Origin of the sequence: Ferrimonas sediminum (assembly GCF_900100175.1) — a bacterium.
Taxonomy (GTDB): domain Bacteria; phylum Pseudomonadota; class Gammaproteobacteria; order Enterobacterales; family Shewanellaceae; genus Ferrimonas; species Ferrimonas sediminum.
Window position 1 is genome coordinate 36,730 of sequence record NZ_FNEM01000001.1, and the last position, 26,872, is coordinate 63,601.

At 58.7% G+C, this 26,872-nt stretch carries 24 protein-coding genes and 2 tRNA genes; 13 read left to right on the top strand and 13 right to left on the bottom strand.

Annotation, left to right across the window (positions count from 1 at the left end; genetic code table 11):
- Nucleotides 1-119: 119 nt before the first annotated feature.
- The 4 genes from BLT77_RS00175 to BLT77_RS00190 all read right to left on the bottom strand — a co-directional run bounded on the left by BLT77_RS00175 (nucleotide 120) and on the right by BLT77_RS00190 (nucleotide 3,619).
- On the bottom strand, nucleotides 120-764 hold the full coding sequence (locus tag BLT77_RS00175) for a response regulator (RefSeq protein WP_090359870.1): 645 nt from the start codon (nucleotides 762-764) through the stop codon (nucleotides 120-122).
- Nucleotides 761-2,146, bottom strand: a complete 1,386-nt coding sequence (locus BLT77_RS00180; protein ID WP_090359874.1) for a sensor histidine kinase — start codon at nucleotides 2,144-2,146, stop codon at nucleotides 761-763. The genes BLT77_RS00175 and BLT77_RS00180 overlap by 4 nt, the downstream gene beginning before the upstream one ends.
- 132 nt (nucleotides 2,147-2,278) lie before the next feature.
- On the bottom strand, nucleotides 2,279-2,929 hold the full coding sequence (locus BLT77_RS00185) for a thiol:disulfide interchange protein DsbA/DsbL (protein ID WP_090359879.1): 651 nt from the start codon (nucleotides 2,927-2,929) through the stop codon (nucleotides 2,279-2,281).
- A 414-nt stretch (nucleotides 2,930-3,343) separates the two neighbouring features.
- Nucleotides 3,344-3,619: an accessory factor UbiK family protein gene (locus BLT77_RS00190; protein WP_090359882.1), complete on the bottom strand. Its 276-nt coding sequence runs from the start codon at nucleotides 3,617-3,619 to the stop codon at nucleotides 3,344-3,346.
- 128 nt (nucleotides 3,620-3,747) lie between these two features.
- On the opposite strand from BLT77_RS00190, the gene rep reads away from it, so the two are divergent.
- From rep to BLT77_RS00205, 3 genes are all read left to right on the top strand, one after another.
- A complete protein-coding gene (rep, locus tag BLT77_RS00195) occupies nucleotides 3,748-5,763 on the top strand; it encodes a DNA helicase Rep (protein ID WP_090359886.1) in 2,016 nt (671 codons plus the stop codon).
- 129 nt (nucleotides 5,764-5,892) lie between these two features.
- Nucleotides 5,893-5,969, top strand: a tRNA-Arg gene (locus BLT77_RS00200).
- A gap of 37 nt (nucleotides 5,970-6,006) precedes the next feature.
- Nucleotides 6,007-6,082 (top strand) — tRNA-His (locus tag BLT77_RS00205).
- A 389-nt stretch (nucleotides 6,083-6,471) separates the two neighbouring features.
- Here BLT77_RS00205 and moaA read toward each other — a convergent pair.
- The 6 genes from moaA to BLT77_RS00235 are packed head-to-tail and all read right to left on the bottom strand — an operon-like array spanning nucleotide 6,472 to nucleotide 12,055.
- Complete coding sequence (moaA, locus tag BLT77_RS00210; RefSeq protein ID WP_090359893.1) at nucleotides 6,472-7,458, bottom strand: GTP 3',8-cyclase MoaA; 987 nt, start codon at nucleotides 7,456-7,458, stop codon at nucleotides 6,472-6,474.
- Between the two features lie 15 nt (nucleotides 7,459-7,473).
- Nucleotides 7,474-9,273 (bottom strand): bifunctional molybdopterin-guanine dinucleotide biosynthesis adaptor protein MobB/molybdopterin molybdotransferase MoeA, encoded by a 1,800-nt coding sequence (locus BLT77_RS00215; protein WP_090359896.1) that lies wholly within the window; start codon nucleotides 9,271-9,273, stop codon nucleotides 7,474-7,476.
- Nucleotides 9,274-9,275: 2 nt separating this feature from the next.
- Nucleotides 9,276-9,887, bottom strand: a complete 612-nt coding sequence (gene mobA / locus BLT77_RS00220; protein ID WP_245709822.1) for a molybdenum cofactor guanylyltransferase MobA — start codon at nucleotides 9,885-9,887, stop codon at nucleotides 9,276-9,278.
- Nucleotides 9,875-10,552, bottom strand: a complete 678-nt coding sequence (locus tag BLT77_RS00225; protein ID WP_090359899.1) for an energy-coupling factor ABC transporter ATP-binding protein — start codon at nucleotides 10,550-10,552, stop codon at nucleotides 9,875-9,877. Before BLT77_RS00225 ends, mobA begins: the two co-directional genes overlap by 13 nt.
- The gene (locus BLT77_RS00230; protein ID WP_090359903.1) at nucleotides 10,545-11,252 is read right to left on the bottom strand and encodes an ABC transporter permease; all 708 of its coding nucleotides are present in this window, start codon (nucleotides 11,250-11,252) and stop codon (nucleotides 10,545-10,547) included. Before BLT77_RS00230 ends, BLT77_RS00225 begins: the two co-directional genes overlap by 8 nt.
- Nucleotides 11,253-11,257: 5 nt before the next feature.
- Nucleotides 11,258-12,055 (bottom strand): ABC transporter substrate-binding protein, encoded by a 798-nt coding sequence (locus BLT77_RS00235; RefSeq protein WP_090359906.1) that lies wholly within the window; start codon nucleotides 12,053-12,055, stop codon nucleotides 11,258-11,260.
- A 211-nt stretch (nucleotides 12,056-12,266) separates the two neighbouring features.
- Between BLT77_RS00235 and BLT77_RS00240 the strand changes: the two genes are divergently transcribed.
- Both BLT77_RS00240 and BLT77_RS00245 read left to right on the top strand, forming a co-directional pair.
- The gene (locus tag BLT77_RS00240) at nucleotides 12,267-13,640 is read left to right on the top strand and encodes a sigma-54-dependent transcriptional regulator (RefSeq protein ID WP_090359909.1); all 1,374 of its coding nucleotides are present in this window, start codon (nucleotides 12,267-12,269) and stop codon (nucleotides 13,638-13,640) included.
- Nucleotides 13,640-15,730: a sensor histidine kinase gene (locus tag BLT77_RS00245; protein WP_090359912.1), complete on the top strand. Its 2,091-nt coding sequence runs from the start codon at nucleotides 13,640-13,642 to the stop codon at nucleotides 15,728-15,730. The genes BLT77_RS00240 and BLT77_RS00245 overlap by 1 nt, the downstream gene beginning before the upstream one ends.
- 44 nt (nucleotides 15,731-15,774) lie before the next feature.
- Here BLT77_RS00245 and BLT77_RS20540 read toward each other — a convergent pair whose 3' ends face one another.
- From BLT77_RS20540 to BLT77_RS00255, 3 genes are all read right to left on the bottom strand, one after another.
- Nucleotides 15,775-15,897: a hypothetical protein gene (locus tag BLT77_RS20540; RefSeq protein WP_281241940.1), complete on the bottom strand. Its 123-nt coding sequence runs from the start codon at nucleotides 15,895-15,897 to the stop codon at nucleotides 15,775-15,777.
- Nucleotides 15,898-16,094: 197 nt separating this feature from the next.
- Nucleotides 16,095-17,000, bottom strand: coding sequence for a helix-turn-helix transcriptional regulator (locus BLT77_RS00250; RefSeq protein WP_090359913.1), 906 nt, complete (start codon nucleotides 16,998-17,000; stop codon nucleotides 16,095-16,097).
- Complete coding sequence (locus tag BLT77_RS00255) at nucleotides 16,997-17,812, bottom strand: formate dehydrogenase accessory sulfurtransferase FdhD (RefSeq protein WP_090359916.1); 816 nt, start codon at nucleotides 17,810-17,812, stop codon at nucleotides 16,997-16,999. Before BLT77_RS00255 ends, BLT77_RS00250 begins: the two co-directional genes overlap by 4 nt.
- 273 nt (nucleotides 17,813-18,085) lie before the next feature.
- Between BLT77_RS00255 and BLT77_RS00260 the strand changes: the two genes are divergently transcribed.
- From BLT77_RS00260 to BLT77_RS00295, 8 genes are all read left to right on the top strand, one after another.
- Nucleotides 18,086-18,553: a DUF3305 domain-containing protein gene (locus tag BLT77_RS00260; RefSeq protein WP_090359917.1), complete on the top strand. Its 468-nt coding sequence runs from the start codon at nucleotides 18,086-18,088 to the stop codon at nucleotides 18,551-18,553.
- Nucleotides 18,540-19,133, top strand: a complete 594-nt coding sequence (locus tag BLT77_RS00265; protein ID WP_090359921.1) for a DUF3306 domain-containing protein — start codon at nucleotides 18,540-18,542, stop codon at nucleotides 19,131-19,133. Before BLT77_RS00260 ends, BLT77_RS00265 begins: the two co-directional genes overlap by 14 nt.
- Nucleotides 19,134-19,308: 175 nt before the next feature.
- Complete coding sequence (locus tag BLT77_RS00270; protein ID WP_090361297.1) at nucleotides 19,309-20,934, top strand: 4Fe-4S binding protein; 1,626 nt, start codon at nucleotides 19,309-19,311, stop codon at nucleotides 20,932-20,934.
- A 12-nt stretch (nucleotides 20,935-20,946) separates the two neighbouring features.
- Nucleotides 20,947-21,576: a TorD/DmsD family molecular chaperone gene (locus BLT77_RS00275; protein WP_090359922.1), complete on the top strand. Its 630-nt coding sequence runs from the start codon at nucleotides 20,947-20,949 to the stop codon at nucleotides 21,574-21,576.
- Between the two features lie 128 nt (nucleotides 21,577-21,704).
- A complete protein-coding gene (locus BLT77_RS00280; RefSeq protein WP_090359923.1) occupies nucleotides 21,705-21,905 on the top strand; it encodes a hypothetical protein in 201 nt (66 codons plus the stop codon).
- 12 nt (nucleotides 21,906-21,917) lie between these two features.
- Complete coding sequence (locus tag BLT77_RS00285; RefSeq protein WP_090359927.1) at nucleotides 21,918-24,782, top strand: formate dehydrogenase subunit alpha; 2,865 nt, start codon at nucleotides 21,918-21,920, stop codon at nucleotides 24,780-24,782.
- 12 nt (nucleotides 24,783-24,794) lie between these two features.
- Nucleotides 24,795-25,373 (top strand): formate dehydrogenase FDH3 subunit beta, encoded by a 579-nt coding sequence (gene fdh3B / locus BLT77_RS00290; RefSeq protein ID WP_090359931.1) that lies wholly within the window; start codon nucleotides 24,795-24,797, stop codon nucleotides 25,371-25,373.
- A gap of 25 nt (nucleotides 25,374-25,398) precedes the next feature.
- Nucleotides 25,399-26,436 (top strand): formate dehydrogenase subunit gamma, encoded by a 1,038-nt coding sequence (locus BLT77_RS00295; RefSeq protein ID WP_090361300.1) that lies wholly within the window; start codon nucleotides 25,399-25,401, stop codon nucleotides 26,434-26,436.
- Nucleotides 26,437-26,872: the final 436 nt, after the last annotated feature.

The following is a 26,872-nucleotide window of genomic DNA, read 5'->3' on the forward strand; positions in this document are numbered from 1 at the left end:
ATCCCACTTGCAGTATCGAATGTGTGAATTGGTGTTGCCAGATTAGGGGAGTTGTCACCCTGAACCCGGTTGATAAGTTCTCTTATCAGAAGTGATTCAGGATGATGTTTTATAAGGAATTATTCATCGGACGAGGCGGCGATAAACTGCACCATTTGTTGGCCGTGAGTTGTTAAAAAGTAGATCTTGTTCGCATTTTGTTCCACCAGCCCGCTTTGCTTTAGCTGGCGCAGGTGGAAGTTGAATTGGGTGTGGTTGTCTACCCCTGCCAACCGGCACAGATCCATAAAGCGTAACTTCTTGTGCAGGGCCAGCTGTTGCAATACTGCCCGGCGCATGGGGTTGGACAGCGCCGAAAACACCTTGTTGGCTTCCTCCTCCGGCAGTGTCAATGCCGGTTGCCGCTGAGCCTGGACCCGTCTGAGGGTGGTAGCCAGAGTCGTCAGGTTAAAGGGTTTGGTGACAAAGTCATCGGCGCCCCGCTTCATGGCATCGACGGCGGTATCGACAGTGGCAAAGGCGGTGGTGATGACGATGCCGATGCCTGGCTGCAGACGCCTTAGGGCGGCGATGGCGTCGACCCCGGTCATGCCCGGCATCACCAGGTCAAGCAGGGCGATGTCGAATTTCTGTTGCTCGGCCTCGTCCAGCGCTTGTTCTGCGCTGTGACAGCAGGTGACGGTGAAACCTTCGCATTGCAGCGCCTCTTCGATGGCACTGTTGAGTTCGATGTCGTCTTCGGCAAGCAGAATCGACAGGGTCATGAGGCGCTCCTTGGCAGGGTAAACTGAGCCACCAATCCGGTGTCTCCATTGCTCAGGGTCAGTTCACCCTGATGTTGCTGAATAATTTGCTGGCAGATTGGCAGGCCCAGCCCGGTACCCTGCCCCTGGGGTTTGGTCGTGAAAAAGGGGCTCATGGCCTGGGTCAGCTGAGAGGGCTCCATGCCGCTGCCGCAGTCACTGACCCGCACCTCGATGCCGTTGGCACAGACTCTGGCGGAGATGGTCAGCCTCAGGGTATCGCTGCTGGCATCGATGGCATTGCTGACCAGGTTGATGATCACCTCCTCCAGTTTGATCTCGTCGCCCATGACTATCAACTCCGGATCAAGATCCAGCTGGACGCGGAACGGCTTGAGTCGATGCTGCATCAGGTCCAGTGCCGAGTGAATGACCTGTCCCAGCTCTACCGGTTGGGCTTCGGTAGTGCTGTTGCGGGCAAAGTGCAGCACCTCCTGGCTGATGTGGCTGGCCCGGTTCAGCCCGTGGCGAATTCGCTGCAGTTGTTTTTTCTGGGCCTCATTGGGATCCAGCTGGCGCTCCAGCAGATCGCAGCCCAAGGTCGCGTAGCTCAGTGGGGTCTTGATCTCATGGGCGATGCCGGAGGCTAACTCGCCGATGGCCCGCAGTTTTTCGCCACGCATTACCCGCCGTTGTTGCTCCTCAATCTGCTGCTGGTATTCCAGATCGAACAATTTCAGTGCCTGCAACAGCCCCAGCAGCAAGCCAAAGGCGCTGAGCATGCGGACAATGGGTACCCAGATGCCCCAATTGGAGGACAACAAGCCGGCGGCAATGGCGTAGCACAGCAGCGCCACACCACAGTAGCCAAACCATTGGGCGCCCTGATGGTGGCTGGCGGCCAGTTCTCGGGCGTAATAGATCATGGCGACCCCGGCCAGGCTGCCCCCCGCCAGGCCAAAGATCCAGCGGGTCAATTGCACCGATAGCAGCAGTGACTGCTCAACGGGAAAGATCAGCAGGTGCATCAGGGTGGCAGACAAGTAGAGTACCAGTAGTGTGGGCACCAGATAGCTCACCCAGCGCCGGTGGGGCGCTGTGAGAATATCCAGCATCTGCCAGGCAAACCACACCAGCGCCAGAAACGAGATCAGCAACTTGGCGATGCGCAGCAGCTTCACCTGAATCCACCACTGCTGGGACAGCTCACCGCCCACCAGCTTCAGGTAGAGTTCAGACCATTCATGGAAGGCGTGGGTAAAGCCAAACAGCGCCAGCGCCGGCAGCGCCGAGGCGATGGCCAGCTTACTGAATTTGAGATTGCGAAAGCTGATGACGCAGCCGATGGTGAAGAACACCAGACCGTAAAATAGGTAGACGTTGAACAGGATAAGCTCATTCATCGGCTAAAGGCTAGCCAATTCCTCGGTCATCTGCTGTGACCGCAAGAGGGTTCCTGAAGTAAAAGTGGCGGGAAGGGTCACAAAAAAGCCTCCACAAGTGGAGGCTTTTCAACTGGATAAGAGGTTTTCGATTTACTTCTGGGTGGCCAGATAGTTCATCAGATCGGTCAGTTGCCCCAGAGTTTCGATGTTGCGCATGTTGATCATGTACTTATCGTTGATGATAAAGGTGGGCACACTCTGAATGCGGAACTTCTGCTGCTCCATCATCCAGGTCATCACCTTGCTCTGGACCGCTTTACTGGCGGCGATGTTGTCGTAATCGCTGACGTCGACACCGTTATCGGTAAACACCTTTTTGATGTCGTCGCGGGTTTTGATCTTATCCTCTTTCTCGGCGTCATGGGCGCCTGGAGCATGATCATGGGCGCCACCGGCAAGGATGTCGAACATCGGAATCTTGACCTTGTCGGTCACACCCATCTCCTGCATAACAGCCAGGGACAGGATCACTTCGTTGCCGATGTCGCTGTTCATGAAGTCAACATGGGCCTGCTGGAAGTCGATGCTTTTGTCCAGGCCGGGCTTGATCAGCGGCAGGTAGCGCTTCTCCATGGTGATGCAGTTGTGGCAGTACAGGGAGAAAAACTCCTTGATGGTTGGTTGCTCAGTCGCTGGACCCTGGCTCACTACGCTGTAGTGGGTGCCTTCGGTAAATTGGGCTGCCCAGGTCGCCAGGGGGGCGATCATCAGGGCGACGGCTAGGGCGATACGCTTGCTCACAATGTGTGTCCTCGTTGTCTCTACAGGAGAAATAAGTGGGGGAAACAGTACAGGGGCTTAAGCTAACCTATGGAGCCACTCCAAGGTCAATAAATATCGCGTTAAACCTGCACTAATGTTGAACTGGTTCGCCTTTTACCAACTCTTCGGAGTCAGGCGGAACTTTTCGGTATTTTAACGAGTGAGCGGTGCAGGTCGGGGCGATGGAGTTGTATTAGTTGCCGTGGCCGGGTAATGGGGTCAATGCCCCTGGGCCGACAGTGTAGGTGGGCGTCGGCCAGCATCAGTCACCGCAGGCAGCTCAAACCATCGGCGAGCCTCCCGCGGTGCAGGTAGTGGCGGATAAGCGGGCGAAACAACCGGCAGCGGTCAGTGCTGACCCGGTAGTCGCCTAGCGGCCAGTGGTGGATGCCATCAGGCTTGTGGCTGATCGTCGCCCTGATCAACGGCCGGTTCGCCTTCCAGAACCGCCAGGCGCGCTTCCAGCGTTTCGACCATCTGACGGGTTTTTGCCAGCACGGCAGTCTGACGATCGAACTCTTCGCGGCTGACCATGTCCAGCTTGGACAGCTGGCTTTGCAGAATGGTTTTGGCCTTGGCTTCGAAGTCGTCCGCGGCGGCTTTGAGGCCGGAGGGCAGGGCGTCGTTCATCTGCTTGGCGATTTGTTCCAGTTTTTCCGTATTGATCATGGTTTCATTACTCCGTAACGCTTGCATTTATGGTAACAAAGTTTGCCCGGGGATTCCCCCTTTGTTCGGTTGCGGCGCTGAGCGGTCGTTTTAGGTAGAATGGCGCAGTATTTTGGTTTGGAGCAGCAATGAGACTTAATCCTGGTCAGCAGGCGGCTGTGGAGTTTGTATCCGGCCCCTGTCTGGTGTTGGCGGGTGCCGGCAGTGGCAAAACCCGGGTGATCACCAATAAGATCGCCCACCTGGTGCAGCAGTGCGGTTATCAGGCTCGGCACATCGCTGCGGTGACCTTTACCAACAAGGCGTCCCGCGAGATGCGGGAGCGGGTGGCGCAGACTCTGGGCAAGAAAGAGGCTCGCGGTTTGTGGGTGTCGACCTTCCATACCCTGGGGCTGGAGATCATTCGTCGTGAGCACAAGTCGCTGGGACTCAAGCCCAACTTCACCCTGTTTGACGACCAGGACAGCCTGGCTCTGCTCAAGGAGCTGACCGCTGATGAGCTGGAGGAAGACAAAGACCTGCTCAACCAGCTGATCAGCACCATCAGCAACTGGAAGAACGATCTGATTTTGCCAGCCAAGGCCACCGAACTGGCCCAGGATGCGCAAACGGCGTTGTTCGCTCAGCTGTATCAGCGCTACCGGGATCACCTTCAGGCCTATAACGCCCTCGATTTCGACGATCTGATCATGGTGCCGACCTTGCTGCTGGCCAGCAACGAAGAGGTGCGCGATCGCTGGCAAAACCGAATCCGCTACCTGCTGGTGGATGAATATCAGGACACCAACACCAGCCAGTACCAGCTGGTGAAGCTGTTGGTGGGCAATCGGGCCCGGTTTACCGTGGTGGGGGACGACGATCAGTCAATCTACTCCTGGCGTGGCGCCAAGCCGCAGAATCTGGTGTTGTTGCAGAAGGATTTCCCCAAGCTGAACCTGATTAAGCTGGAGCAGAACTACCGCTCCAGCCAGCGAATACTGAAATCGGCCAACATTCTGATTGCCAACAACCCGCACGTGTACGAGAAAACCCTGTTCTCGGAGTTGGGCTATGGCGATACCCTCAAGGTGCTCACCGCCAACAACGAGGATCATGAAGCGGAACGGGTGGTGGCCGAACTGATTCGGCATAAGTTTGTCAACCGCACCGACTACAAGGAGTACGCGGTGTTGTATCGGGGTAATCACCAGGCGCGGCTGTTTGAAAAGGCGATGATGACCAACCGCATCCCCTACAAGCTGTCTGGTGGCACCTCGTTTTTCTCCCGGGCAGAGATCAAGGACATCATGGGCTACCTGCGGTTGCTGGTAAATGCCGATGACGACAATGCGTTTTTGAGGATCTGCAACGTGCCCAAGCGGGGGTTGGGGCCGGCGACACTGGAGAAGCTGGGTCGACTGGCCAACAAGCGTCAGATCAGCCTGTTTGCGGCGGCGTTCGAACCGGATATGGAGCAGCACCTGCCCAAGGGGGCGGCCGAGTCGGTGATGGTGTTTACCCGTTGGGTGGTGGAGCTGGCGGATCGGGCCCAGCGTGGTGATACCCTGGCGGCGCTGAAGGATCTGGTGCGCGAGATCAACTACGAAGACTTTCTGTACGACACCTCGCCCAGCCCCAAAGCGGCGGAGATGCGGATGAAGAACGTCTCAGAGCTGTACCGCTGGATCACCGACATGCTGGAGGGCGATGAGCTGGAAGAGCCGATGACCCTGCCCCAGGTGGTGACCCGACTGACCCTGAGAGACATGATGGAACGGAACCAGGAGGAGGAGGCGGCGGATCAGGTGCAACTGATGACCCTGCACGCCTCCAAGGGGTTGGAGTTCCACTATGTGTTCATGGTGGGCATGGAGGAGGGACTGTTGCCGCACCAGAGCAGCCTCGATGAGGGCAACGTCGAGGAGGAGCGGCGGTTGGCCTACGTGGGCATTACTCGGGCCCAGAAAGAGCTGATCTTTACCCTGTGCCGGGAGCGGCGCCAGTATGGTGAACAGATTCGCTGTGAGCCAAGCCGGTTTCTGGCGGAGCTGCCTCAGGATGACCTGGAGTGGGATCGGGGCAAAAAGCGTCAGAGTGAACAGCAGCGGCAGCAGGCGGGCAAGGCCAATATTGCTGCGTTGCGGGCGATGTTGAAGGGAAAATAGGGTTCTGGGCGATTAGTCAGTGACAAAAAGCGTCGGGTTAGCTATTTTTTGCTCGGTTGAACGGTTTTTCTTGAAAAACTGTTGGACGTTGGCGGGCGTTCACCGTAAGATGGCCGCCGTCAAAAGGAAGCGCCCATAGCTCAGCTGGATAGAGCGCACCCCTCCGGAGGGTGAGGCCGGGGGTTCGAATCCTCCTGGGCGCGCCATGTTTTTGCGCGTGGCATGACGAAAGAAATCTCTATGGTGGCTGTAGCTCAGTTGGTAGAGTCCCGGATTGTGATTCCGGTTGTCGTGGGTTCAATCCCCATCAGCCACCCCATATTCAAGATTAAAGCCCTGTTTTTACAGGGCTTTTTTCGTTTCTGGAAGTGTTCTCGCTCTGTCTGGTGGCACATTTGGTTCCATTTTTGGTGGAACCAAAACGAGTGCGGAAATCTTAGGTAACGCAGAATTCTTGCTTGGACTACGGTTGTCGTGGGCTCAATCCCCGGAAGCCACCCCATATTCAGAAAGCCAGTCGAAAGACTGGCTTTTTTGGTTTTCGGCTTCGGAAGCCCGAGTGCTCAGTCCGCGCACTGCAAATCCCATTTGCCACCGACTAGCCCAGAATAGCCGCCGCTAAGCGGACTGGTTGTTTGCCGGGCCGGAGCAATAAAAAACCCCGTCGGGCAAGGCCACAACGGGGTTGATGGTGGTCACCGATGTCGGTTAGCCGCCGGTCAGGCTCATAAAGCGCAGAATCTGAGAGCCGTCGTCGTGGCCAAACAGGTGCTTTTCCGGTTTGACCTTCATGGCGGTGATGATGGCGGCCTTCACCGCTTCCACGTCGCCGTCGTTGTCCCGCAGCACCCGCTTCAGATCCACCGAGTTCTCGTTGCCCAGACACAGCAGTAATTCCCCTTTCACGGTGACCCGGACCCGGTTGCACTCATGACAGAAGTTGTGGCTGTGGGGAGAGATGAAGCCGATGCGGGACTCACTGCCTTCCATGCGGAAGTAGCGCGCCGGACCGCCGGTGCGCTCACTGCTGGGGATCAGTGGGTAGGTCGGCTCAATCAGGCCCCGCACCTCTTCACTGGTACACAGAGTCTGCTCTCGGCGATCGGTGTCAAAGGCCCCCAGCGGCATCTCTTCGATGAAGCTGATGTCGATGTTGCGCTCTCGGGCGAAGTTCACCAGATCCAGCACTTCGTGATCGTTCTTGCCCTTCATCACCACGGCGTTGAGCTTAACCCGTTCGAAATCGGCGTCACAGGCGGCATCGATGCCGGCCAGAACCCGCTCCAGGTTGCCCTTACGGGTCACTTGGGCAAACCGTTCCGGCTCCAGGGTATCGAGGCTGATATTGAGGCGCTGCAGGCCGCTGCCGGCCAGCACATGGGCGAACTTGGTCAGTCGTGACCCGTTGGTGGTCATCGACAGATCTTTGAGCCCGGGCAGTTTTCCGAGTTTGCGCACCAGAACCGGCAGGTCGGTGCGCACCAGTGGCTCGCCACCGGTCAGGCGGATGCGTTCAACACCGAGTTCGGTGAAGGCGCGGGCGATGGTGCCCAGCTCCTCCAGGGTCAGGACGTCGTCCCGGCGCAGGAAGGTGGGGTTCTCGTCCATGCAGTAGACGCAGCGGAAGTCACAGCGATCGGTGACCGACAGCCGCAGGTAATCGATTTTGCGTCCAAAGCCGTCTATCAGGCTCATTCTGTGTTCCTCGCTCTACAACAGATCCGCGAAGGGTTGTACCCAAACGCTGTCGCCGGCGGCGACGTTACCCTGACATTCTTCGACCACGATCAGGCAGTTGCCTTCGACCATAGAGCTGAGCATGCCGGAGCCTTGAGCGCCGGTGGTGGTCACCGTCAGTTCGCCCAGGGCGTTGAGCTGCATTATGCCACGCTGGAATTCGGTTCGACCGACTTTGCTGCGAAGCGGTTCGCAAGTTGTGGCCCGCATCATCTGTGGCTTCCAGTCTGGCTCGCCCATCATCTTGCGCAGTGCCGGTTGGACAAACTGCATGAAGGACACCATCACTGCCACCGGGTTGCCCGGCAGGCCGAACAGCAGGGTGTCATTGATCTTGCCAAACGCCAGCGGTCGGCCGGGACGCATGGCGATCTTCCAGAAATCGATGCTGCCCAGACGTTCCATCACCGGTTTGATGAAGTCGGCATCGCCGACGGAGACACCGCCGGAGGTCAGCACCACGTCGGCGGTTTCACTGGCTTGCTGCAGGGCACTGGCCATCGCATCTTCGGTATCTTCGAGGATACCGAGATCGATCACCTCACAGCCCAGTTTGGCCAGCATGCCCTGAATGGTGAAACGGTTGGAGTCGAAAATGCAGTTGGGTTTCAACGGTTCGCCGGGCTGGCAGACTTCGTCGCCGGTGGAGAATACCGCCACTTTGGGGCGGCGCAATACCGGCAACTGCCCCAGGCCCAGGGAGCCCAGCAGGCCCAGCTCGGCAGGGCCGATGCGTTTGCCGGCGGTCAGGGCACAGGCGCCTTCGGCGATGTCTTCGCCAGCGTTGCGGATGTTCTGTCCCAGTTCGATCTCGCCCTGGAAGCACACCTGATCCCCTTGCTGGTCGGCCACTTCGCGCATGATCACCGCGTCGGTGCCTGCGGGTACCGGTGCACCGGTCATGATCTTCACCGCCTGGCCCGGCAGCAGGGTGCCGTCGTAGCCGTAACCGGCCAGCACTTCCGCCACTACGGTGTAATGGCTGGTTTCAGGGGCGTGGCAGATGGCGTAGCCATCCATGGCGGAGTTGGTGTGCTGCGGCACATTGATCGGTGAGGCCATATCCTCAGCCAATACCCGGTTTTGAGCGTCCAGCAGAGGCAGGGTTTCGGTACTCGAGACCGGCTTGACCTCGTTCAGGATGCGGGCGATGCCCTGGGCAACCGACAGTTGCTTGCGCTCGACGTCGTCGCAACCACAGGTGCCCAGTGGCGCGTAGCCCACCGGCTTCCAGTCGGCGACGAAGGTTTCGATGAAATCGGCGATGGCGTCGACGTCGTTGATGTCCATCACCGGCAGGCTCAGATCCGCAGGCAGCTGGGTGTCGGCGTCCACCGCCAGGGCCTGAATGGCATCATCCTGGGTGTAGACGAACGGCTTGCCGACTTCGGCGCGGTGCAGCTCCAGCTTCGGCAGTGGCAGCTTTTTAAAGCCCTCCACCAGAATCATGTCGACCCGGCTCTGGTCGATCATTGCCAGCAGCTCTTTCAGGTCCGGATCGCCGTCGGTGACTTTCTCCGCCATCAGGCAGCGGCGTACGTGCGAGGCCACCAGCATCTGTTCGGCGCCAGCCTTGCGCAGCTCGTAGGAGTCTTTGCCGGGAATGTCGACATCAAAGTTGTGGTGAGCGTGCTTAACTACCGCCAGGCGCTTACCGCGACGGTTGAGTTCAGGAATCAGTTTCTTCAGTAGAGTGGTTTTACCGGTGCCGCTGTAGGCACAGATCCCCAGAACCGGAACCCGGCAATCCGCCAGGATTTGATCCACATTCATAGTTACGAATCCTTATCTGCCAGCAGCAGCTGCTCTAGCTGGTCTCGCTGCTCGGCTGTATTGATATTGGCAAAGGCCTGCGCTTGGCCTGCAAAGGTCACTTTGGTGACTCGGTGCTGGTTGTACCAAAGTAAAATCTTGCGATCGCCATTGGCCAAAAAGGCGTCAATGGAGTCCGTCAGGTTTGCTTTCATCAGCAGGATGACGGAGTGCTCGCGCTCATCGTCGCAGGCTACGGCGATCTCTGCATCGGTGGCTTGCAATTGCTCGAACAGTTTGTGAACCAAGTCACGGGGGGCCATGGGCACATCACAGGGAAGTACCACTAAATAGGGGGTGGTGCAGTGGGCCAGGGCGGTGCGTATGCCCGCCATTGGCCCCTGAAATCCTTGCAGGTCATCGGCATGAACCGGGTAGCCCAGTTGCCGGTATTGATCCTGATTGCGGTTGGCGATGATCTGTACCTGGGCCGCGTCAGCGGCGAAACGATCCAGAACATGGCTGACCATGGGTTTTCCGGCGACGGTGATCAGACCTTTGTCTTCGCCGTCCATGCGACGGGCCTGGCCACCGGCCAGTACCGCCAGGGTAATGAGTTGATCTATTGCTGACACGCGGTGGGTTCCTCGCTGACAGATTGGAGCAGGTGACCATTATGCAGCTGCCAGCGTTGCCGGCACAGCTTAGTGACCTCGGTGGTTTGATGGCTGGTGACCAGGATGCCGCACCCCTGTTGTTGCAGCTGGGTCACCATCTTGGCGACCACCTTGATGGAGTGGTCGTCCAGATTGGCGGTGGGTTCGTCCAGCATCAGGATCTCCGGCCGCACTACCCAGGCCCGGGCCAGTGCCAGCCGCTGGCGTTCACCTCCGGACAGCACCTGAGCGGGACGGTCGATCAGGTGGGTCAGTTCGGCAATTTCCAGTGCTTGCCCAATACGCCGCTGCTGCTCCTCTTTGCTGAGAGACTGCAGGCTGAGGCTGTAGGCCAGGTTCTGCTGAACGCTGCCGTCAAACAGGTAGGGGGTCTGGTGTAGGTAGACGATCTGACCGGCGCCGATGCGCAGTCGCCACCAGGGGCCGCTGGCACCGTCCACCTGACGGCTGCCGCGGTCGGGCTTACGCAGTCCGGCCAGGGTTTTCAGCAGGGTGGTTTTGCCGACGCCGTTGGCGCCCCGCAGCCAGACGCTCTGGCCGCTGCCGATGCTGATGTGGTCGATCTTGAGCAGCGGCCGGCCATCGATACTAATCAGCAGATCCGACAGCGAAACTTTAACCATGTTGTCGGTGCTCCTGTTTGCCGCGCAGTGCGCTCAGTGAAAAGTTCAGTAACAGCGCCAAAAACACCAGTACCATCCCCAGCGCCGCCGCCTGTGCGAACTCGCCCTTGCTGGTTTCCAGGGCGATGGCAGTGGGCATGTTTCGGGTCAGGTTCTGAATGTTGCCACCCACCAGCATGGAGCTGCCCACTTCGGTAATGATGCGGCTGAAGGCGGCAATGATAGCCACCATCAAGGGTACCCGCAATTCATGACACAGGGTGATAAAGGCGCGTAGCTTGGTGGCGCCCAGGGTGCGGGCGGTCTCCCAGGCCCGCCAGTCGCCGGCACTGAAGGCGGCGTAACTGGTGGACACCAACACCGGCGTGGCCAGAAAAATCTGGCCCAGCATCATGGCATTCTGGGTAAACAGCCAACGTAGATCGCCCAGCGGTCCTTGACGGAACAGCAACAGGTAGACCATCAGACCCACCACCACCGTTGGAATGGCTTGCAGGGTCTGAAACAGGGCGATGAGGGTCTCGCGGCCAAAAAAGCGCCCCTGCGCAAGCACGAAACCCGCCAGGATGGCGGGTATCAGGCACAGGGCCATGGCTTTGACGGACACCGAAAAGGACACCAGAATGATGCTCCAGACTTTCGGGTCAAAGCTAAGCAGCAGGCCTATGGCCTGCTGTAGGGTTTCGAGAGTACTACTCATTTACTCTACTTATTGTAGGTTGCTCTAAACAGAGGCTGATCCTGAACGCGGAAGGCGTCGATCAGTTTTTGACCTTTGTCACTGGCCAGCCAGTCGCTGAACGCCTTGGCTCCTTCGTGGTTCAGATCAGGGTACTTCTTATCGTTGATCAGAATCACCTGGTAAGGGTTCATCAGGGACGCATCGCCTTCAAACAGGACCTTCAGTTTCAGCTTGTGCATGAACGCCAGGTAGGTGCCACGATCGGCCAGCAGGTAACCTTGCATTTCGTTGGCGGTCAGCAGCGCCGGGCCCATGCCCTGGCCGATGGCGCGATAGCCGGCGTAGTCGGTGGTGACACCGGCTTTTTTCCATAGGTTCAGCTCTTTCATGTGGGTGCCGGACTCGTCGCCGCGGGACACGAAGATGGCGTTGCTGTCGTGGATGCGCGTCATGGCATCGACGATGCCTTTGGCGTCAGCCAGCTTGGCTGGATCGCTGTCCGGACCGAGAATGATGAAGTCGTTGGCCATAATCTGGCGAGGCACGCGGCCAAAGCCTTCTTCGACAAACTTGGCTTCGGCGCCCGGGGCGTGGGTCATCACCACATCCACGTCGCCGTTACGGCCGTGGCGCAGGGCTTTACCGGTACCGGTGGCGATCACCTGAACGTGGTAGCCGCTGTCCTTTTCAAAAGTAGGCAGCAGGTAAGCCAGCAGACCTGAGTTGTCAGTGCTGGTGGTGGTGGCCAGTTTAATGTCCTGCGCTGCGAAAACCGCAAAGCTAAGGGTAAAGGCCAGCAAGCCAGTCAGTATGCGCTTCATCAATTTCTCCGTCATTTGAATAGATGTTGCTGTGTTCTACTCAAATACGTAGCAAGGAGGGTGCCAACCTGTATGGGCTAGAAACTATGACCCAGATCACAGGATTTGGCTGGTCAACTAGGTCAAAATGACGCACCCTTTGTGGTGCCTTAGCCAAAATGCCCTAGCTTGCGACATATTGGCTCCATTTGCCTCGAGAAAAGAATAGATTATGACTCAAGAATCGTTTCAGGCTCCGGCGTTATCGGTGTTGATTGTGGACGATGAGCCGGGCATGCGCTCATTCCTGAAAAAAGCGTTGTCCAAGCGGTTTGCCCTGGTGGAAGCCGCAGGCAGTGTCGAGGACGCCGAGCGTCTGCGTAGCCGCTGTCATTTTGATTTGCTGATCGTCGACATCCGCCTGCCTGGCCGCGATGGCATCGAGTGGAACGAGGCACTGGATCCGGGCAGCAGGCGCTCGGACATCATCTTTATGACGGGCTATGCCGATATGGAAACCGCCATCCGTGCCCTGCGGGCTGGTGCTGCCGACTTCATTCTTAAGCCGTTCCACCTGGAGCAGATGATGCAGGCGGTGGACCGTTGCCTGGAACGGCGGCTGCTACGCCGGGAAAACCTGCTGTTGAAGCGGGAGGTGGAGCAGAGCCACGTCGGCCACAACACCCTGATCGGCATCAGTGATGCCATGGCGCAGGTGAAGGACGTCATCAGCCGGGTGGCGCCCACCAATTCGGTGGTGCTTATCGAGGGCGAATCGGGTACCGGCAAGGAACTGGTGGCGCGGATGCTGCACCAGAAGTCCGGTCGTAGCGGTCCTTTCGTGCCGGTGAACTGCGGCGCCATCGCCCCGGAATTGCTGGAGAGTGAGCTGTTTGGCCATGTGGCCGGGGCCTTTACCGGCGCCCGCAGCGCTCGGGAGGGGCTGTTCAGTTTTGCCAGCGGCGGCACCATCTTCCTCGATGAGATTGGCGAGATGCCCCTGCAGATGCAGACCGCGCTGCTGCGGGTGTTGGAGCAGCGTGCGATTCGGCCGGTGGGGTCGGAGAAGGAGACACCGGTGGACGTGCGGGTGATTGCCGCCACCAACCGTGAGCTGATGGATGAAGTGAACGAAAACCGCTTCCGCCGCGATCTGTATTACCGCCTCAATGTACTCAATGTGCGTATTCCGGCCCTGCGGGAGCGCCAGGACGACATTGTCGAACTGGTGCACCACTTCACCCGCCAGTTGTCGTCGGAGTTGGGTCTGAAAGAGGTCAGCTGGAGTCACGAAGACCTGGATCTGATGACCCGCCACGACTGGCCGGGCAACATTCGTGAACTGCGGAATCTGGTTGAACGCTGTCTATTGCTGGGTAAGCCGCCGGCGGAGTATTGGCGCCAGCAGCAGAACGTGCCGGTGGCGTCGGCCGAGGCCATCGAAAGCGGCTACCCCAACGAGATGCCGCTGAAAGAGGTGGAGCGGATGCACGTGATGCAGGTGGTGGAGAGCCAGCAGGGCAACAAGTCCGCTGCCGCCCGGGTGTTGGGCGTGTCCCGCAAGACGCTGGATCGTAAATTTAAAGAGTGGGGCCTGCAGGAGTGATGTTGTCCTCCTGGCGTGATCGAATTGAAGGGGATGTGCGGCTGCTGACCAGCACCGTGCGTTACCGCCTGCTGGTACTGATGCTGCTGCCGGTGCTGCTGACTCTGGCCAGCCTGGTGTTCATCACCATCTACTGGAACGTCTCTTACACCGGCAGTCAGCTGTTCATGAAAGTACGGGCGGATCTTGGGGTGGCTCAGGGGGTGATCCTGGAGCAGCTCAACGATCAGGAGCAGGTGATCTCTCAGGTTCAGAGCGCTTGGCGCCTGAAAAGCCTGTTGGGTGCCAAAGACTCCCACGGCGTGGCCATCAACCAGTTGCTGGAGCGAAATCGCGAACTGCTGGGGTTGGATTTCCTGCGGCTGATTTCGTTGCCGCAGGCGTCGGTGGATCCGCGTCTTCAAAAGCTAATACCGGCAGAACACGAGCGTGCTCGCTCTGGCATTCAGGTGCTCAATAAGCCGGAATTGGCGGATCTGGGGCCGGTTCTGGCCCGGCAGGCGCAGATGCCGATTCAGTCGACGCCGATGGCTGCCGACAGCGTTCAGGGGATGGAGAGCCGAGGCATGGTGATGCGCACCCTGCTGAAGGTCAAGGACACCGATGGTACCGTGGTGGGCTACCTCGATGGCGGTGTGCTGCTGAACCGCAACCGCGACATGGTGGATAACATTCGCGACTTGCTGTATGCCCCGGGTACCCTGCCCAACGGGGCGGTGGGAACCGTGACGCTGTTTCTGGATAACGTACGAATCAGTACCAACGTTCCCGGTGGCAACAGCGGTGAACAGCGGGCCATTGGCTCGCTGGTGTCGGATCAGGTGAAGATGAAGGTGCTGGAGCGGGGTCAGGTGTGGATTGACCGTGCCTTTGTGTTCCATGACTGGTATATCTCGGCCTACGCGCCGTTGTACGACATCGATGGCCGCCGCATCGGCATGCTCTACACCGGCTTTACCGAAGCGCCGTTCATCCATAACTATCTGCTCAATATCCTGGAGCTGGGCTTCATCCTGATGGTGGTGCTGTTCCTATCGGGTCTGGCGGTGTACAAGGGGGCCACCGGACTGCTGAAGCCACTGGATCGCATTCATACCGTGGTGCAGGCGATGCAGGAGGGCAAGGAGCGACGCATTGGTAACCTGGGTCTGGATCCAGACAACGAACTGTCGCAGCTGGCCCGTCAGTTTGACCGCATGCTGGATCTGCTGCAGCAACGAAACCGTGAGATTAAGGCGGCCGCCGAGCAGCTGGAGTTCAAAGTGGATGAGCGGACCCGCAGCCTCAAACAGCGCACCAAGGAGCTGAAAGAGAACCTCAAGTTGCTGGAGGAAACCCGGGCGCAGATGGTCACCAACGAGAAACTGGTGGCACTGGGTGAGCTCACTGCTGGCATTGCCCATGAGATCAACAACCCGACGGCGGTAATCCTCGGCAATATGGAACTGATGAAGTTTGAGCTCGGCGATCGGGCCGACGATGTCGAGGAGGAGATCGAGCTGGTGCTGCAGCAGGTGCAGCGCATCAAGGCGATCATCCAATCGCTGCTGCAGTACGCCCGCCCCGGTGACTTCGATGCACCGCTGGAGCGGCAGCAGATCAACCCCATTGTCGAAGAGATGCGGGTACTGGTGCGCCACTCCATCGAGAAACAGGCCATCGATGTGGCCCTGGACCTCAAGGCCGATGCCCGGGTGGTGGTGAACTCTCAGCAGTTGCTGCAGGTCTTGATCAACCTGGTGATCAACGCCAGCCATGCCATGGAGGATCGGGGCCAGATTCGGGTCAGCAGTGACAACTGGCTCGATGACGAGGGCAAGGTCAAAGGGGTGACACTGGCGGTGGCAGACACCGGCGTCGGTATTGAACCCGAGCTGCTGTCGCGGATTTTTGATCCCTTCTTTACCACCCGCAAAACCGGTACCGGTCTGGGGCTGGCTCTGAGTTACGGCATTATTCGCCGTTTCGGAGGCCACATCGACGTCGATTCGGTGCTGGGTGAAGGCACCACCTTCACCATCCGCCTGCCGTCGGATGTGTTACTGAAAGAGGACGCCCTGTCCGTCAATCTGCGCGGACTCGAGGGGTAACACAGGGCGCCGCAAGGCGCCCTTTTTTTGTCGGCCGATTTCTGTCAGTCGCTGGCGTAGTCGACGATGGCTTCGATTCCGGGGTGATTGTTGTCATACCCGTCGGCGATCACAGGATGGGAGTCGTCCACCACTTCAATGAAGATCAGCTTTTCGTCACTTTTCATCGCCAGGTGCCGGATCACCCGCCCGCTGCCATCGGGCCGCGGTTCAATCTGCAGGACTTCAGGGGAGAGTGAACTCTTCCAGTTCGACGCGATACTTCATGCAGCCTGCTTAGAATGGCAGGATAGGCATAAGGAGGCTGTTGAAGAAAATAGCTGATGTCGTTGAAAAAGGCGGGCAACTGCCCGCCCTGTGCCGGTTAGCTCGGGCTCCAGATAATGCGTCCGCAGTCGGACAGATCGTAGCCTCCCAGGCGTTGGGCGAAGGCCAGGGTGTCCGGTGTCTGCATCAGCTCAAACATCTGTTGCAGCAGGTAGCGGAAGTACACCCCCTGTGGCATCACCAGATCGAACGACTCTTTTCCCAGTGGCACGAAAGCCAGGCCGAACTCACCGGCGATGCCCTGGCAGCCCATGCCAAACTCGGCTTCCCCACGGGCGATCATGCCGGCCATCTCGCGCTCGCTGTAGGCGGTGCTGGTCACATTCAGGTCGGTACTGGTGCGGTGCATTCGGGTCAGCCAGTTGTCGAAATGGTGACGGGCGCCGGCACCCTCCTGCCGAGTGACCCAGCGGTAGCGCAGGGCCAGGGTTTCGTTCAGATCGTGGCACAGGTGCTGGTGTTCGCTGCGCAGCATGATGCCGTATTCGCGGCTGCAGGCGTGCACCATCACCCACTGTTTAAACTGCGGGTGACGCTTCAGCAAGGCGGTGTGGCGTAGATCCCGCTCGGCCTCGTCGCCCCAGTGCAGGGCACAGACGTCGGCGTGGCCCCGGGCCAGCTGGTTCAGGCCCAGGCGGGAACCGGTGGAGCAGTAGTTCACCAGGCCGGCAGACTCGATGCGACGGCCGAGACGGTTGATGACCCATTGCAACAGCGGATCGTCGCTGCCGGTGATGATCAGACGGTCGCTGAGCATGCCAAAATGGCAGGATTCCATCACCCAGCGGTCGATCATCGGTTTGGGGAACAACCATTTTCCGGTGACCTTGGTGCCAGGCAGTTGCTGCTCGTTGGCCATGGCGTAGACCTTTTTCTCGTTCAAGTCGAGATACTCGGCCACTTCCTTGGCATTCATAAACAGGTTATCGCGTTCCGTCGTCATGCTTGGACCTCATCAAAATCAATGGTATCGGCGCCGTTGTACACCAGGAAGTGGCGGCCCTTGGCGCGGGAGACCAGGGTAATGCCCATTTTTTGTGCCAGTTCCAGCCCCATCTCGGTAATACCGGAGCGGGACACCAGTACCGGAATCCCCATTTTGGCCACCTTGATCACCATCTCCGACGTCAGTCGACCGGTGGTGTAAAAGATCAGGTCGTCACCGTTCTGGCGTCCCAGAAACAGCTCACCGGCCAGGGTGTCTACGGCGTTGTGGCGGCCGATGTCTTCCACGAATGACAGGATCTCTGCGTTGCGGCAGACACCACAGCCGTGCACGGCACCGGCGTTCTTATAGGTTTCGTTGTATTCTCCGAGGTTTTTCAACAAGCCGTAGATGGTGGACTGCCTGATGGCGGGCACCGGCAGTTGGATCTCGTCCAGTCCGGCCATAAAGCTGCCAAACACCGAACCCTGGCCACAGCCAGAGGTAACGGTTTTCTCACTGAGCTTCTCTTTCAGTCCGTCGGTGGACTCACTGGTGATCACCGCGGCGGAGTTTACATCCCAATCGACAATGACCGACTCGACTTTGTCGATGTCGCTGATAAAGCCTTGGTTCTTCAAATAGCCCAGGGCCAGTTTTTCGGGCCGTGCACCCAGAGTCATCAGGGTGACGATGGGCTGCCAGTTGAGGTAAAGGGTCAACGGGCGTTCGCAGGCGATTTGACGTTCCTGTGGCTGGCCACTGGCGTCGATGGCAACCACGGACTTGGTCAGTGGAGCGTCGGTGTCGGTGCGACTGAACTGGGGCATAAGGGCTCTCAATTACGCGAGTAAGGGAATAAACAACGAATCAATGCATTAGACTAGCAAAATCCGTTCCAGCCCTAACCCGGCTGTTTGCCGGTTCTGGTGTGATCTGGATCACGGGATTAGGAACACAATGACCCACTGCGGGTAGGGGCTTGGGACAAAATGTCCTTGCCGCGGCCGAAGGTGTGACACGACTCACAAAAAACGGGCTATTTTTATTGGAACGCTTTTTGCTTTGCTATTGCGAGTTTCCCAATCTAGGGCACAAAATCGATGCAACGAACCGACAATATCTGGCCTCTGCAGGTCAAGCTGAAATCAAAACAGGTCACCATGGGCCGCTGGAGTCAGACCACCTGGGAGGTGGACCAGTTGCTGCCGGCGTCGGCGGATCCCATCGAGGGCGCCACCATCGTCGGCCTGGAGCTGTTTAAAGATGAGCGGTCCAACTACCGGCTGAACCTGGATCTGGATAACCCGTTGCTGTTTGTGGTGTGCGATGAAACTGAACAGGGGGAGCCGATCCCCATGTTGGTTACCGCCAACCAGAACATCGCCGCTGGCTGCCTGGAGAGCGATCAGCCGGTGTTTACCTGCCCCATTCCTCAAGCCATCGGCTGTTGGATTGAAGCCTACATTACCCGCCATGGCGAACAGCCGATCTGTGCCCATCGACGCAAACACATCGATGTGCGCGGCGAGATGAAGGCCAAGCGGGAGAAGCGCGATGAGCGATACTAAATCCGGCTTGTTGTCCCGCTGGCAACAGCGCCTGACCAAGGTCAAGGAGGAGGAGCAGGCGCTGGAGTCGTCGTTGGAACCGGCCTCGCCCGCCGAGGCTGAGCTTCCTGTCAGTCAGGAGGGCGAGCCTGTCGCCGAGGTGGAGGCCGAGTCGGCAGAAGTTGGTGCCGCTGCTGAAGCCGGTGAGCCTGACGCCCTGCCGGATCCCGATGCCATTGAGGAGGGGGGCAGCTTTGCCCAGTTCCTGGCGGAGGGGATTGACCCGGACAAGAAGAAGAGTGCCCTGCAGGCGTTGTGGCGCCAGCCTCAGTACAATGTAACCGACGGTATGGCTGAGTACGCCCTGGATTACAGCAATCAGCCGAAACTGAGCGCTCAGGTGGCCAAAGAGGTGGCGAAAAAGGTGTTCCGTCATCTGGATGCCAAGCTGGAGGAGGAGCGCCGTCAGGAGGCGCTGGCGAAGGCGCAGGCCGAGGCACCTGCCCTGGATGAAAAGCCGCCAGAATTACCCAGAGTGGCCCGGGAGGATGGACAAAATGACCCATCCGATCCGGACACCGGCAAAGAACAGCAGAGCTGACCGGCATTACCGTCAGCCACAGGCGCCGGGCTTTGGTACAGGCCTTGCAACTTACCGACCACCAGCCACGACCCCGTCCGCTGCATGAGACGTTGGCGATGGCGACAGAAAACAGGAACGCACAGTGAACAACCCTCAACACGCCGTAGCCGAACAGGCGCTGGCTCAGGTTCAGATGTTGGAGAACCTGATTCCGCAAACGGTCACCTATACCACCGCCGGTCACCTGTTGATCATCGGTGCTGAAGACGCCATTCGATTGGCCGCGGCCAGCCTCGATGGCATGGCCAGCATTACCCTGGTGGCCACCGACCCCATTACCAGCCAGGATGAGGAACATCTGGCCGAGGTGATGCGGGCGGTTGAACAAACCGAAGCACTGCCCAGCTACTACAGCAAACAGGTCATGGTAAAAGGCTTCCTGGGTCAGTACCAGGCGTTCATTAAAGACGACAGCGGTAAAGAGTTGGAGTTGGCGCCGGCGGCGGTACGCCGTCCCCACTACGATCTGGTGCTGGACTTGGGTCAACAGCCGAGCCTGACGCTGGAGTTGCTGCCACCCGGGTATTTTCATGTCGCCGACGATGCCCACAAGCTGGCGGGTGCGGTGGCGCAACTGCCTGAACTGGTCGGGGAGTTCTCCAAGCCCAGGTACGTGAAGATCAACGCCGATATCTGTGCTCACCATGGCAGCGGTATCGACGGCTGTAACCGCTGTCTGAACTTCTGTCCGGCGGACGCCATCGCCAGCGTGAACCACAAGATTGAGGTGGATCATAACCTGTGCCACGGTGCCGGCAGCTGCTCCAACGCCTGCCCCACAGGAGCCATCAGTTATGATCAGCCGTCCCCCACGGTGTTGCAGGACTATCTGAAACGCCTGGTTACCCGCTACATCGAGCTGGCCGACAGCCGTCCGGTGGTGCTGTTTCACGATATGACCGCCGGTGACGAGGCATTGAAAGCGCTGCAGGGTCTGCATGGTGCGGTGCTGCCGGTGGCGCTGGAAGAGATTGCGGTTGCCGCTACCGACAGTTGGATGTCGGCACTGGCCTGGGGAGCGCGCCAGGTGGTGGTGTTGACCACCGAAGTAACGCCACCGACGCTGATGGCCCTATTACAACGGGAACACAAACTGGCGTCGGATCTGCTGCAGGCCATCGGTCTGGAAGATCGGATTCAGATGCTGGCCACAACCGAACTGGACAGTCTGACCGGCTTGGTGGAGCAAAGTGCCGGTTGGCCGGAACTGGCCATCGCCGCCTATCCGTCCAACCTGCCCAAGCGGGACGCCTTCTACAACGGCCTGGATCACCTCAATGGCTGCGCGGCCGCCAATGATGAAAGCCTGTCGATACCGCACCTGCCTTACGGTGAGGTGGTGGTGGACGCCGACAAGTGCACCCTGTGCCAGAGCTGTTCCGCCCTGTGTCCGACTCGGGCCCTGATGGATGGCGGTGACACGCCGGCGCTAAACTTTACCGAGCAGGCCTGCGTACAGTGTGGCTTGTGTGAAAAGGCCTGTCCGGAAAAGGCGATCACCCTGATCAGTCAGGTGACCCTGGACCGGGATCGTCGTCAGCAGTCCAGAGTGCTGCATGAAGAGGAGCCTTTCGAGTGCATTCGCTGTAACAAGCCGTTTGCCACCAAGGCGGTGATCACCAAGATCACCGCTCAGATGGAGAGCCACAGCGCCTTCGCCGGCGATGCCCTTAAGCGGATTCAGATGTGTGAAGACTGTCGCGTCAAAGACATGTTCGAAGGCATCATGAACGATCCAGAAAAACAGTTGCGCGTCTAAACAGAGGTAATCATGACAGAACAACAACACCATCGAGTGGTTTCCGAAATTCAACAGTTTCGCGCCGACATCTATCAATTGCTGGCGGGCCTGTTGCGGGACGCTCCCTCTCAGGATCTGCTGGATTTTCTGGGTAACCTTGAGGTCAACAGCGACGACGACGGCGAGATGGTCAAAGCCTGGAGCAGCCTCAAACTGGCGGCGCAAACCTACAGCGTTGAGACTGTGACTCAGGAGTACACCGACCTGTTTATCGGTCTGGGCCATGGCGAAGTGATCCCCTACGCCAGCTGGTACATGACGGGCACCTTGATGGACACCCAGCTGGTACAGCTGCGGCAGGATCTGGTGCGTCTGGGCTTTGCCCGGGAAGACGCCGTTAAGGAGCCGGAAGATCACATCGCCGCCCTGTGTGAAGTGATGTCGGTACTGCTGCTGGAAAACCCTCAGCACGTGCAGCTGAGCTTCTGGCAGAAGCACCTTAAGCCATGGGCTGACCGGCTGTGGAGTGACCTGGCCAATGCCCAGGGAGCCGCCTTCTACGCCGCCGTGGCCCATCTGGCCGAGCAGTTCTTTATTCAGGAGAAGGATGAGTTTGCCGCCCTGACCCTGGAGACCCCGGTGCAGGAGGGCACCCTGTAAAGGAGTGAAGTGTGCTGGCTGTTCTACACTGAATAGCCAGTACCAGCGATTCCGTAAGACCGGAAACACCCGGCGGTGGGGCAGCCTGCAGTAGCCCCACCTTAATCCACTAACACCATGGAGGTGTTATGAAAGACAGGCAGCAACAACAGCGACGCAGTCTGCTCAAGGCGTTTGGCCTGGGAGCAGGGGCCCTGGCTCTGGCCAGTGGCAGCGTCCGGGCCCAGGCCAGTTCCCCGGCTGAGGCTTCTCCCCCCGATGCGCAGTCCGATACCCGCTTCAAGGTAACGGCTCATGTTCAATCCTACTACCAGACCTTAAAGGACTGACGGAGGGCGAGTATGAAACTCATGCGCAATTCACACGCCACTGCATCCGCTCGTGAGGCTATCTCACTTGGGTTGAATCGGCGTCAGTTTCTGCGGCGGGCGGGCGTGACCACCGGCGGCATTGCGGCGGCGTCCATGCTGGGCACCGGCATGATTCGCAAGGCCGAAGCCGCAGGCGGCAGTGCATCCGGTACCGTGGAAACCAAACGAACCATCTGCTCCCACTGTTCGGTGGGCTGCGGGGTGTACGCCGAGGTCAGCAACGACGTCTGGGTCGGTCATGAACCGGCGTTTGATCACCCCATCAACCGCGGCGCCCACTGTGCCAAGGGCGCGTCGCTGATTCATCACACTCACAGTGAAAAACGGGTCAAGTATCCGATGAAACTGGAGGGAGGCAAATGGAAGAAGCTCAGTTGGGAGGAGGCGATCGATCAGGTCGGTGAGCTGATGCTGAAGATTCGTAAGGAGTCCGGCCCCGACGGCCTGTTCTTTATGGGGTCCGCCAAGTTCTCCAACGAAGGCTGTTATCTGTACCGCAAATTCGCCGCCATGTGGGGCTCCAACAACATCGACCACTCGGCTCGGATCTGTCACTCCACCACGGTCGCCGGGGTCGCCAATACCTGGGGCTACGGTGCCATGACCAACTCTTACAACGATATGCGTAACTGTAAGAGTATGATTTTCATTGGTGCTAACCCGGCCGAGGCCCACCCAGTTTCTCTGCAGCACATCCTGATTGGTAAAGAGCGCGGTGCCAAGATGATCGTGGTCGACCCGAGGTTCACCCGTACTGCGGCGCATGCCGATGAGTACGTGCACATTCGCCCCGGTACCGACATTCCATACATCTACGGTTTGCTGTGGCACATCTTCGCCAACAATTGGCATGATCAGGATTTCATCGACCGTCGCGTCTGGGCCATGGAAGCGATTCAGGCCGAAGTGCAGAACTACCCGCCAGCGGAGGTGGAAAACATCACCGGGGTACCGGAAGCACAGATGTACAAGGTGGCGAAGATGCTGGCGGACAACCGCCCTGGCACCATTGTCTGGTGCATGGGGGGAACCCAGCATACCGTCGGAAACGCCAATACCCGTGCCTACTGCATTTTGCAGCTGGCGCTGGGTAACATGGGGACCTCCGGTGGCGGTGCCAACATCTTCCGCGGCCACGATAACGTTCAGGGCGCCACCGACCTGGGACTGCTGTTCGACAACCTTCCTGGGTATTACGGCCTGTCGGACGGTGCCTGGAAGCACTGGTCGCGGGTATGGGAGCTGGATTACAACTGGGTCAAGGGACGCTTTGATCAGGGCACCTATCTGGGCAAGCAACCCATGAATACTCCGGGCATCCCCTGTTCACGCTGGCACGATGGTGTGATGGAGGACCCCACCAAGCTGGGCCAGAAAGACAACGTCCGCATGGCGTTTTATTGGGGGCAGTCGGTGAACACCGAAACCCGCGGCCGGGATGTGCGCAAGGCCCTCGATAAGATGGATGCGGTGGTGGTGGTAGACCCCTACCCAACCATGGCGGCGGTGATGCACACCCGTAAGGACAACGTGTTTATTCTGCCGGCCTGTTCCCAGTTTGAGACCTCTGGCTCGGTGACCGCTTCCAACCGCTCCATCCAGTGGCGGGATCGGGTGGTGGCGCCGCTGTTTGAGTCCAAGCCTGACCACGAGATCATGTATTTGCTGGCCAAGAAACTCGGCTTTGCCGACCAGTTGTGTAAGAACATCAAGGTCAACGGCAATGAGCCCCTGGTGGAAGACATTACCCGCGAGTGGAACCGAGGCATGTGGACCATCGGCATGACCGGTCAGTCGCCGGAACGGCTGAAGATGCACCAGCAGAACTGGGGCACCTTTGAGTTTGAAGATCTGGAGGCCAAAGGCGGTCCCGCCAAAGGTGACACCTATGGTCTGCCCTGGCCCTGCTGGGGTACTCCGGAGCTCAATCACCCCGGGACTCACATCCTGTACGACACTTCGAAGCACATTATGAAGGGCGGCGGTAACTTCCGGGCCCGCTTTGGGGTCGAGTTCGAAGGCCAGGATCTGCTGGCGGCGGATCCCGGCTCCAAGGGCAACGAACTGGGCGCCGGTCATCCGGAATTCACCGCCGACATGCTCAAGCAGTTGGGGTGGTGGGACGATCTGACCGCCGAGGAGAAACAGGCAGCCGAAGGCCGCAACTGGAAGACCGATCTGTCTGGCGGCATTCAGCGGGTGGCCATGAAACATGGCTGTATCCCGTACGGCAACGCCCGTGCCCGTTGCCGGGTCTGGACCTTCCCCGATCAGGTGCCGGTGCACCGGGAGCCTCTGTATACCCCAAGGCGGGATCTGGTGCTGAAATACCCCAACCTGGATGATCGCCAGGTGCATCGACTGCCGACCCTGTACAAATCGATTCAGGACAAGGTGATTGCCGAGAATCTGGATAAGAAGTTCCCGATGATCGTCACCACCGGCCGATTGGTGGAGTATGAAGGTGGCGGTGAAGAGACCCGATCCAACCCCTGGTTGGCGGAGTTGCAGCAGCAGATGTTTGTGGAGATCAATCCGGCAGACGCTGCCGATCGCGGCATTCGCGACGGTGATAACGTCACCCTGCATTCACCGGAGGGGCCGGTGCTGTACATTACGGCGTTGGTGACCGAGCGGGTGATTCCCGGCGAGTGTTTCATGCCGTACCACTTTGCCGGCATTTTCGAGGGCGAAAGTCTGGTGCCTCGCTATCCGGACGGAACCGTGCCGTACATCCAGGGGGAGTCGGCCAATACGGCCATGACCTATGGTTACGACCCGGTGACCCAGATGCAGGAAACCAAGGTGTCCATCTGCCAGATTAATCGAGCTTAAGGAGGAAGTCTGATGGCTACGATGAAATTCTTGTGTGACACCAAACGCTGCATCGAATGTAACGGTTGCGTGGTCGCGTGTAAGAGTAAAAACGACTCCGCCCTGGAGTGGGGTATTCAGCGCCGCCGGGTGGTGACCCTCAACGACGGTCAGGTGGGGAAGGAAGCCTCGATCTCGGTGGCGTGCATGCACTGCTCCGATGCGCCCTGTATGGCGGTGTGTCCGGCGGACTGCTTCGAACGGACCGCCGACGGCATTATCCGTCACTCCAAGGACAAGTGCATCGGTTGCGGTTACTGTTTCTACGCCTGCCCGTTCGGCGCGCCGCAGTTCCCGAAACAGTCGGTGTTCGGCTCCAAAGGCAAGATGGACAAGTGCACCTATTGTGCCGGTGGTCCGGATGCCGAGCCGGGATCGGAGAAGGAGCGCGAGCTCTATGGGGCCAATCGCATCGCCGAAGGCAAACTGCCATTTTGCGCCGAAGTCTGCTCCACCAAATCGCTGCTGGCCGGTGACGCCGAAACGGTGTCGCAGGTGTTCCGTCAGCGGGTGGCGCAACGGGGTGCTGCGGAAGGCGGCTGGGACGGCTAAGGAGATCATTATGCGCAGTTGCAATATGAGCCGTTGGTGGCGATTGCCCCTGTTGGCACTGCTGTTCAGCGTCGGAGCGGTGCAGGCCACCACTCCGGACGCCGATGAGCAGGCGGGCAAGGCGTTGATGGCGGCCCAGGCGGCGGAGCTACAGGCGGCGCCTGCGGCACAAGCCACTAATGAGCCGGATCCTCTGTGGACCTCGGTGCGCGCCGGAGAATCCGGCCGCACCAGTGCTCAGGGGCCCTTTGCCGGGCAGTTGATCAATGCCTATGACCCGGCGCTGGTGTCGACCCGAAGTGATACCACCGCGCCGGTTCTCGCCTTGGCTCTGTTTGGCATGATCGTGGTGCTTGCCCTGTTTGTGCTGGTCAACGGTCCAGCCAAGCTGTCTGCCGGATTTTCCAATACCCTGGTGAAGCGGTGGCCGAAGACCGACGTGCTGATCCACTGGTTGATGGCGATTCCCTGTCTGTTGCTGATCATTACCGGGCTGATGCTGCTGGCCGGCCGGTTTGTGTTCGGCGACTGGTTGGGGCCGGATGCGGTGGGCGCCATGGCGGCCATGGCCAAGCCGATACACGACTACATGGCGATCCCCTTCGCCATCGCTGCGGTGTTGGCAATGATCCGGTGGATGAAGCACAACGTTCCCGCCGGCTATGACCTGAAATGGTTTGCGTCGGTGGGGGGCTACATCAACTTCGGGCCGTTCAAAGGCAAGCACCCGGATGCCGGCTTCTCCAATGCCGGTGAAAAGCTGTGGTTCTGGAGTTTTACCCTCTTTGGGCTGATTGTCATCGGCTCCGGGGTGATCATGCTGTTCCCCAACTTGATGGAGCCGACCCGGACCACCAGCCTGATCGCCATCACCCTGCATGGCCTCAGTGCCATTATTCTCACCGGCTTTACCGTGGTGCACATCTTTATGGCTACGGTGCTGTCTGAAGGGGGCATGGAGTGCATGGTGTCGGGTTACTGCGATGAGAACTGGGCCAAGCAGCACCACAATGTGTGGTACGACGAAATCAAAGCCGACGGCTCGATTGAGTACCGAACCTGATCGGTTGTGTATTGTTGGTGTGAAGCAGCACCAGCAATACGTTCCGGTACGACGAGATCAAAGCCGACGGCTCGATTGAGTACCGAACCTGATTGAATCCAGCCATTACCAACAGGGCCCCGACGGGGTCCTTTTTTTGAGCCTCAATGGCGAGTCGATCATGAACCGTCTGGCTTGCATTCTCGCCATCGTTTTTGTGAACCCGATCGGTTTGGTGGATTTTTGAACCGGCCGGGGGGTTGGAAAAACCCCGAAAAAGCCGTTTCAGGTCAAAAAAATCACATATTTTCGAAAACTATTTTTCAGGATGATTGAGAAATAGTCTGACCCATATGCCGCTGTTATGACCTTCGACCACTGTGGTTATAAGGGCATTTGTCCCACTCTGTCCACTTGATCACAATTTGGTTACAACTGTGGCCAATATGTCCCATAT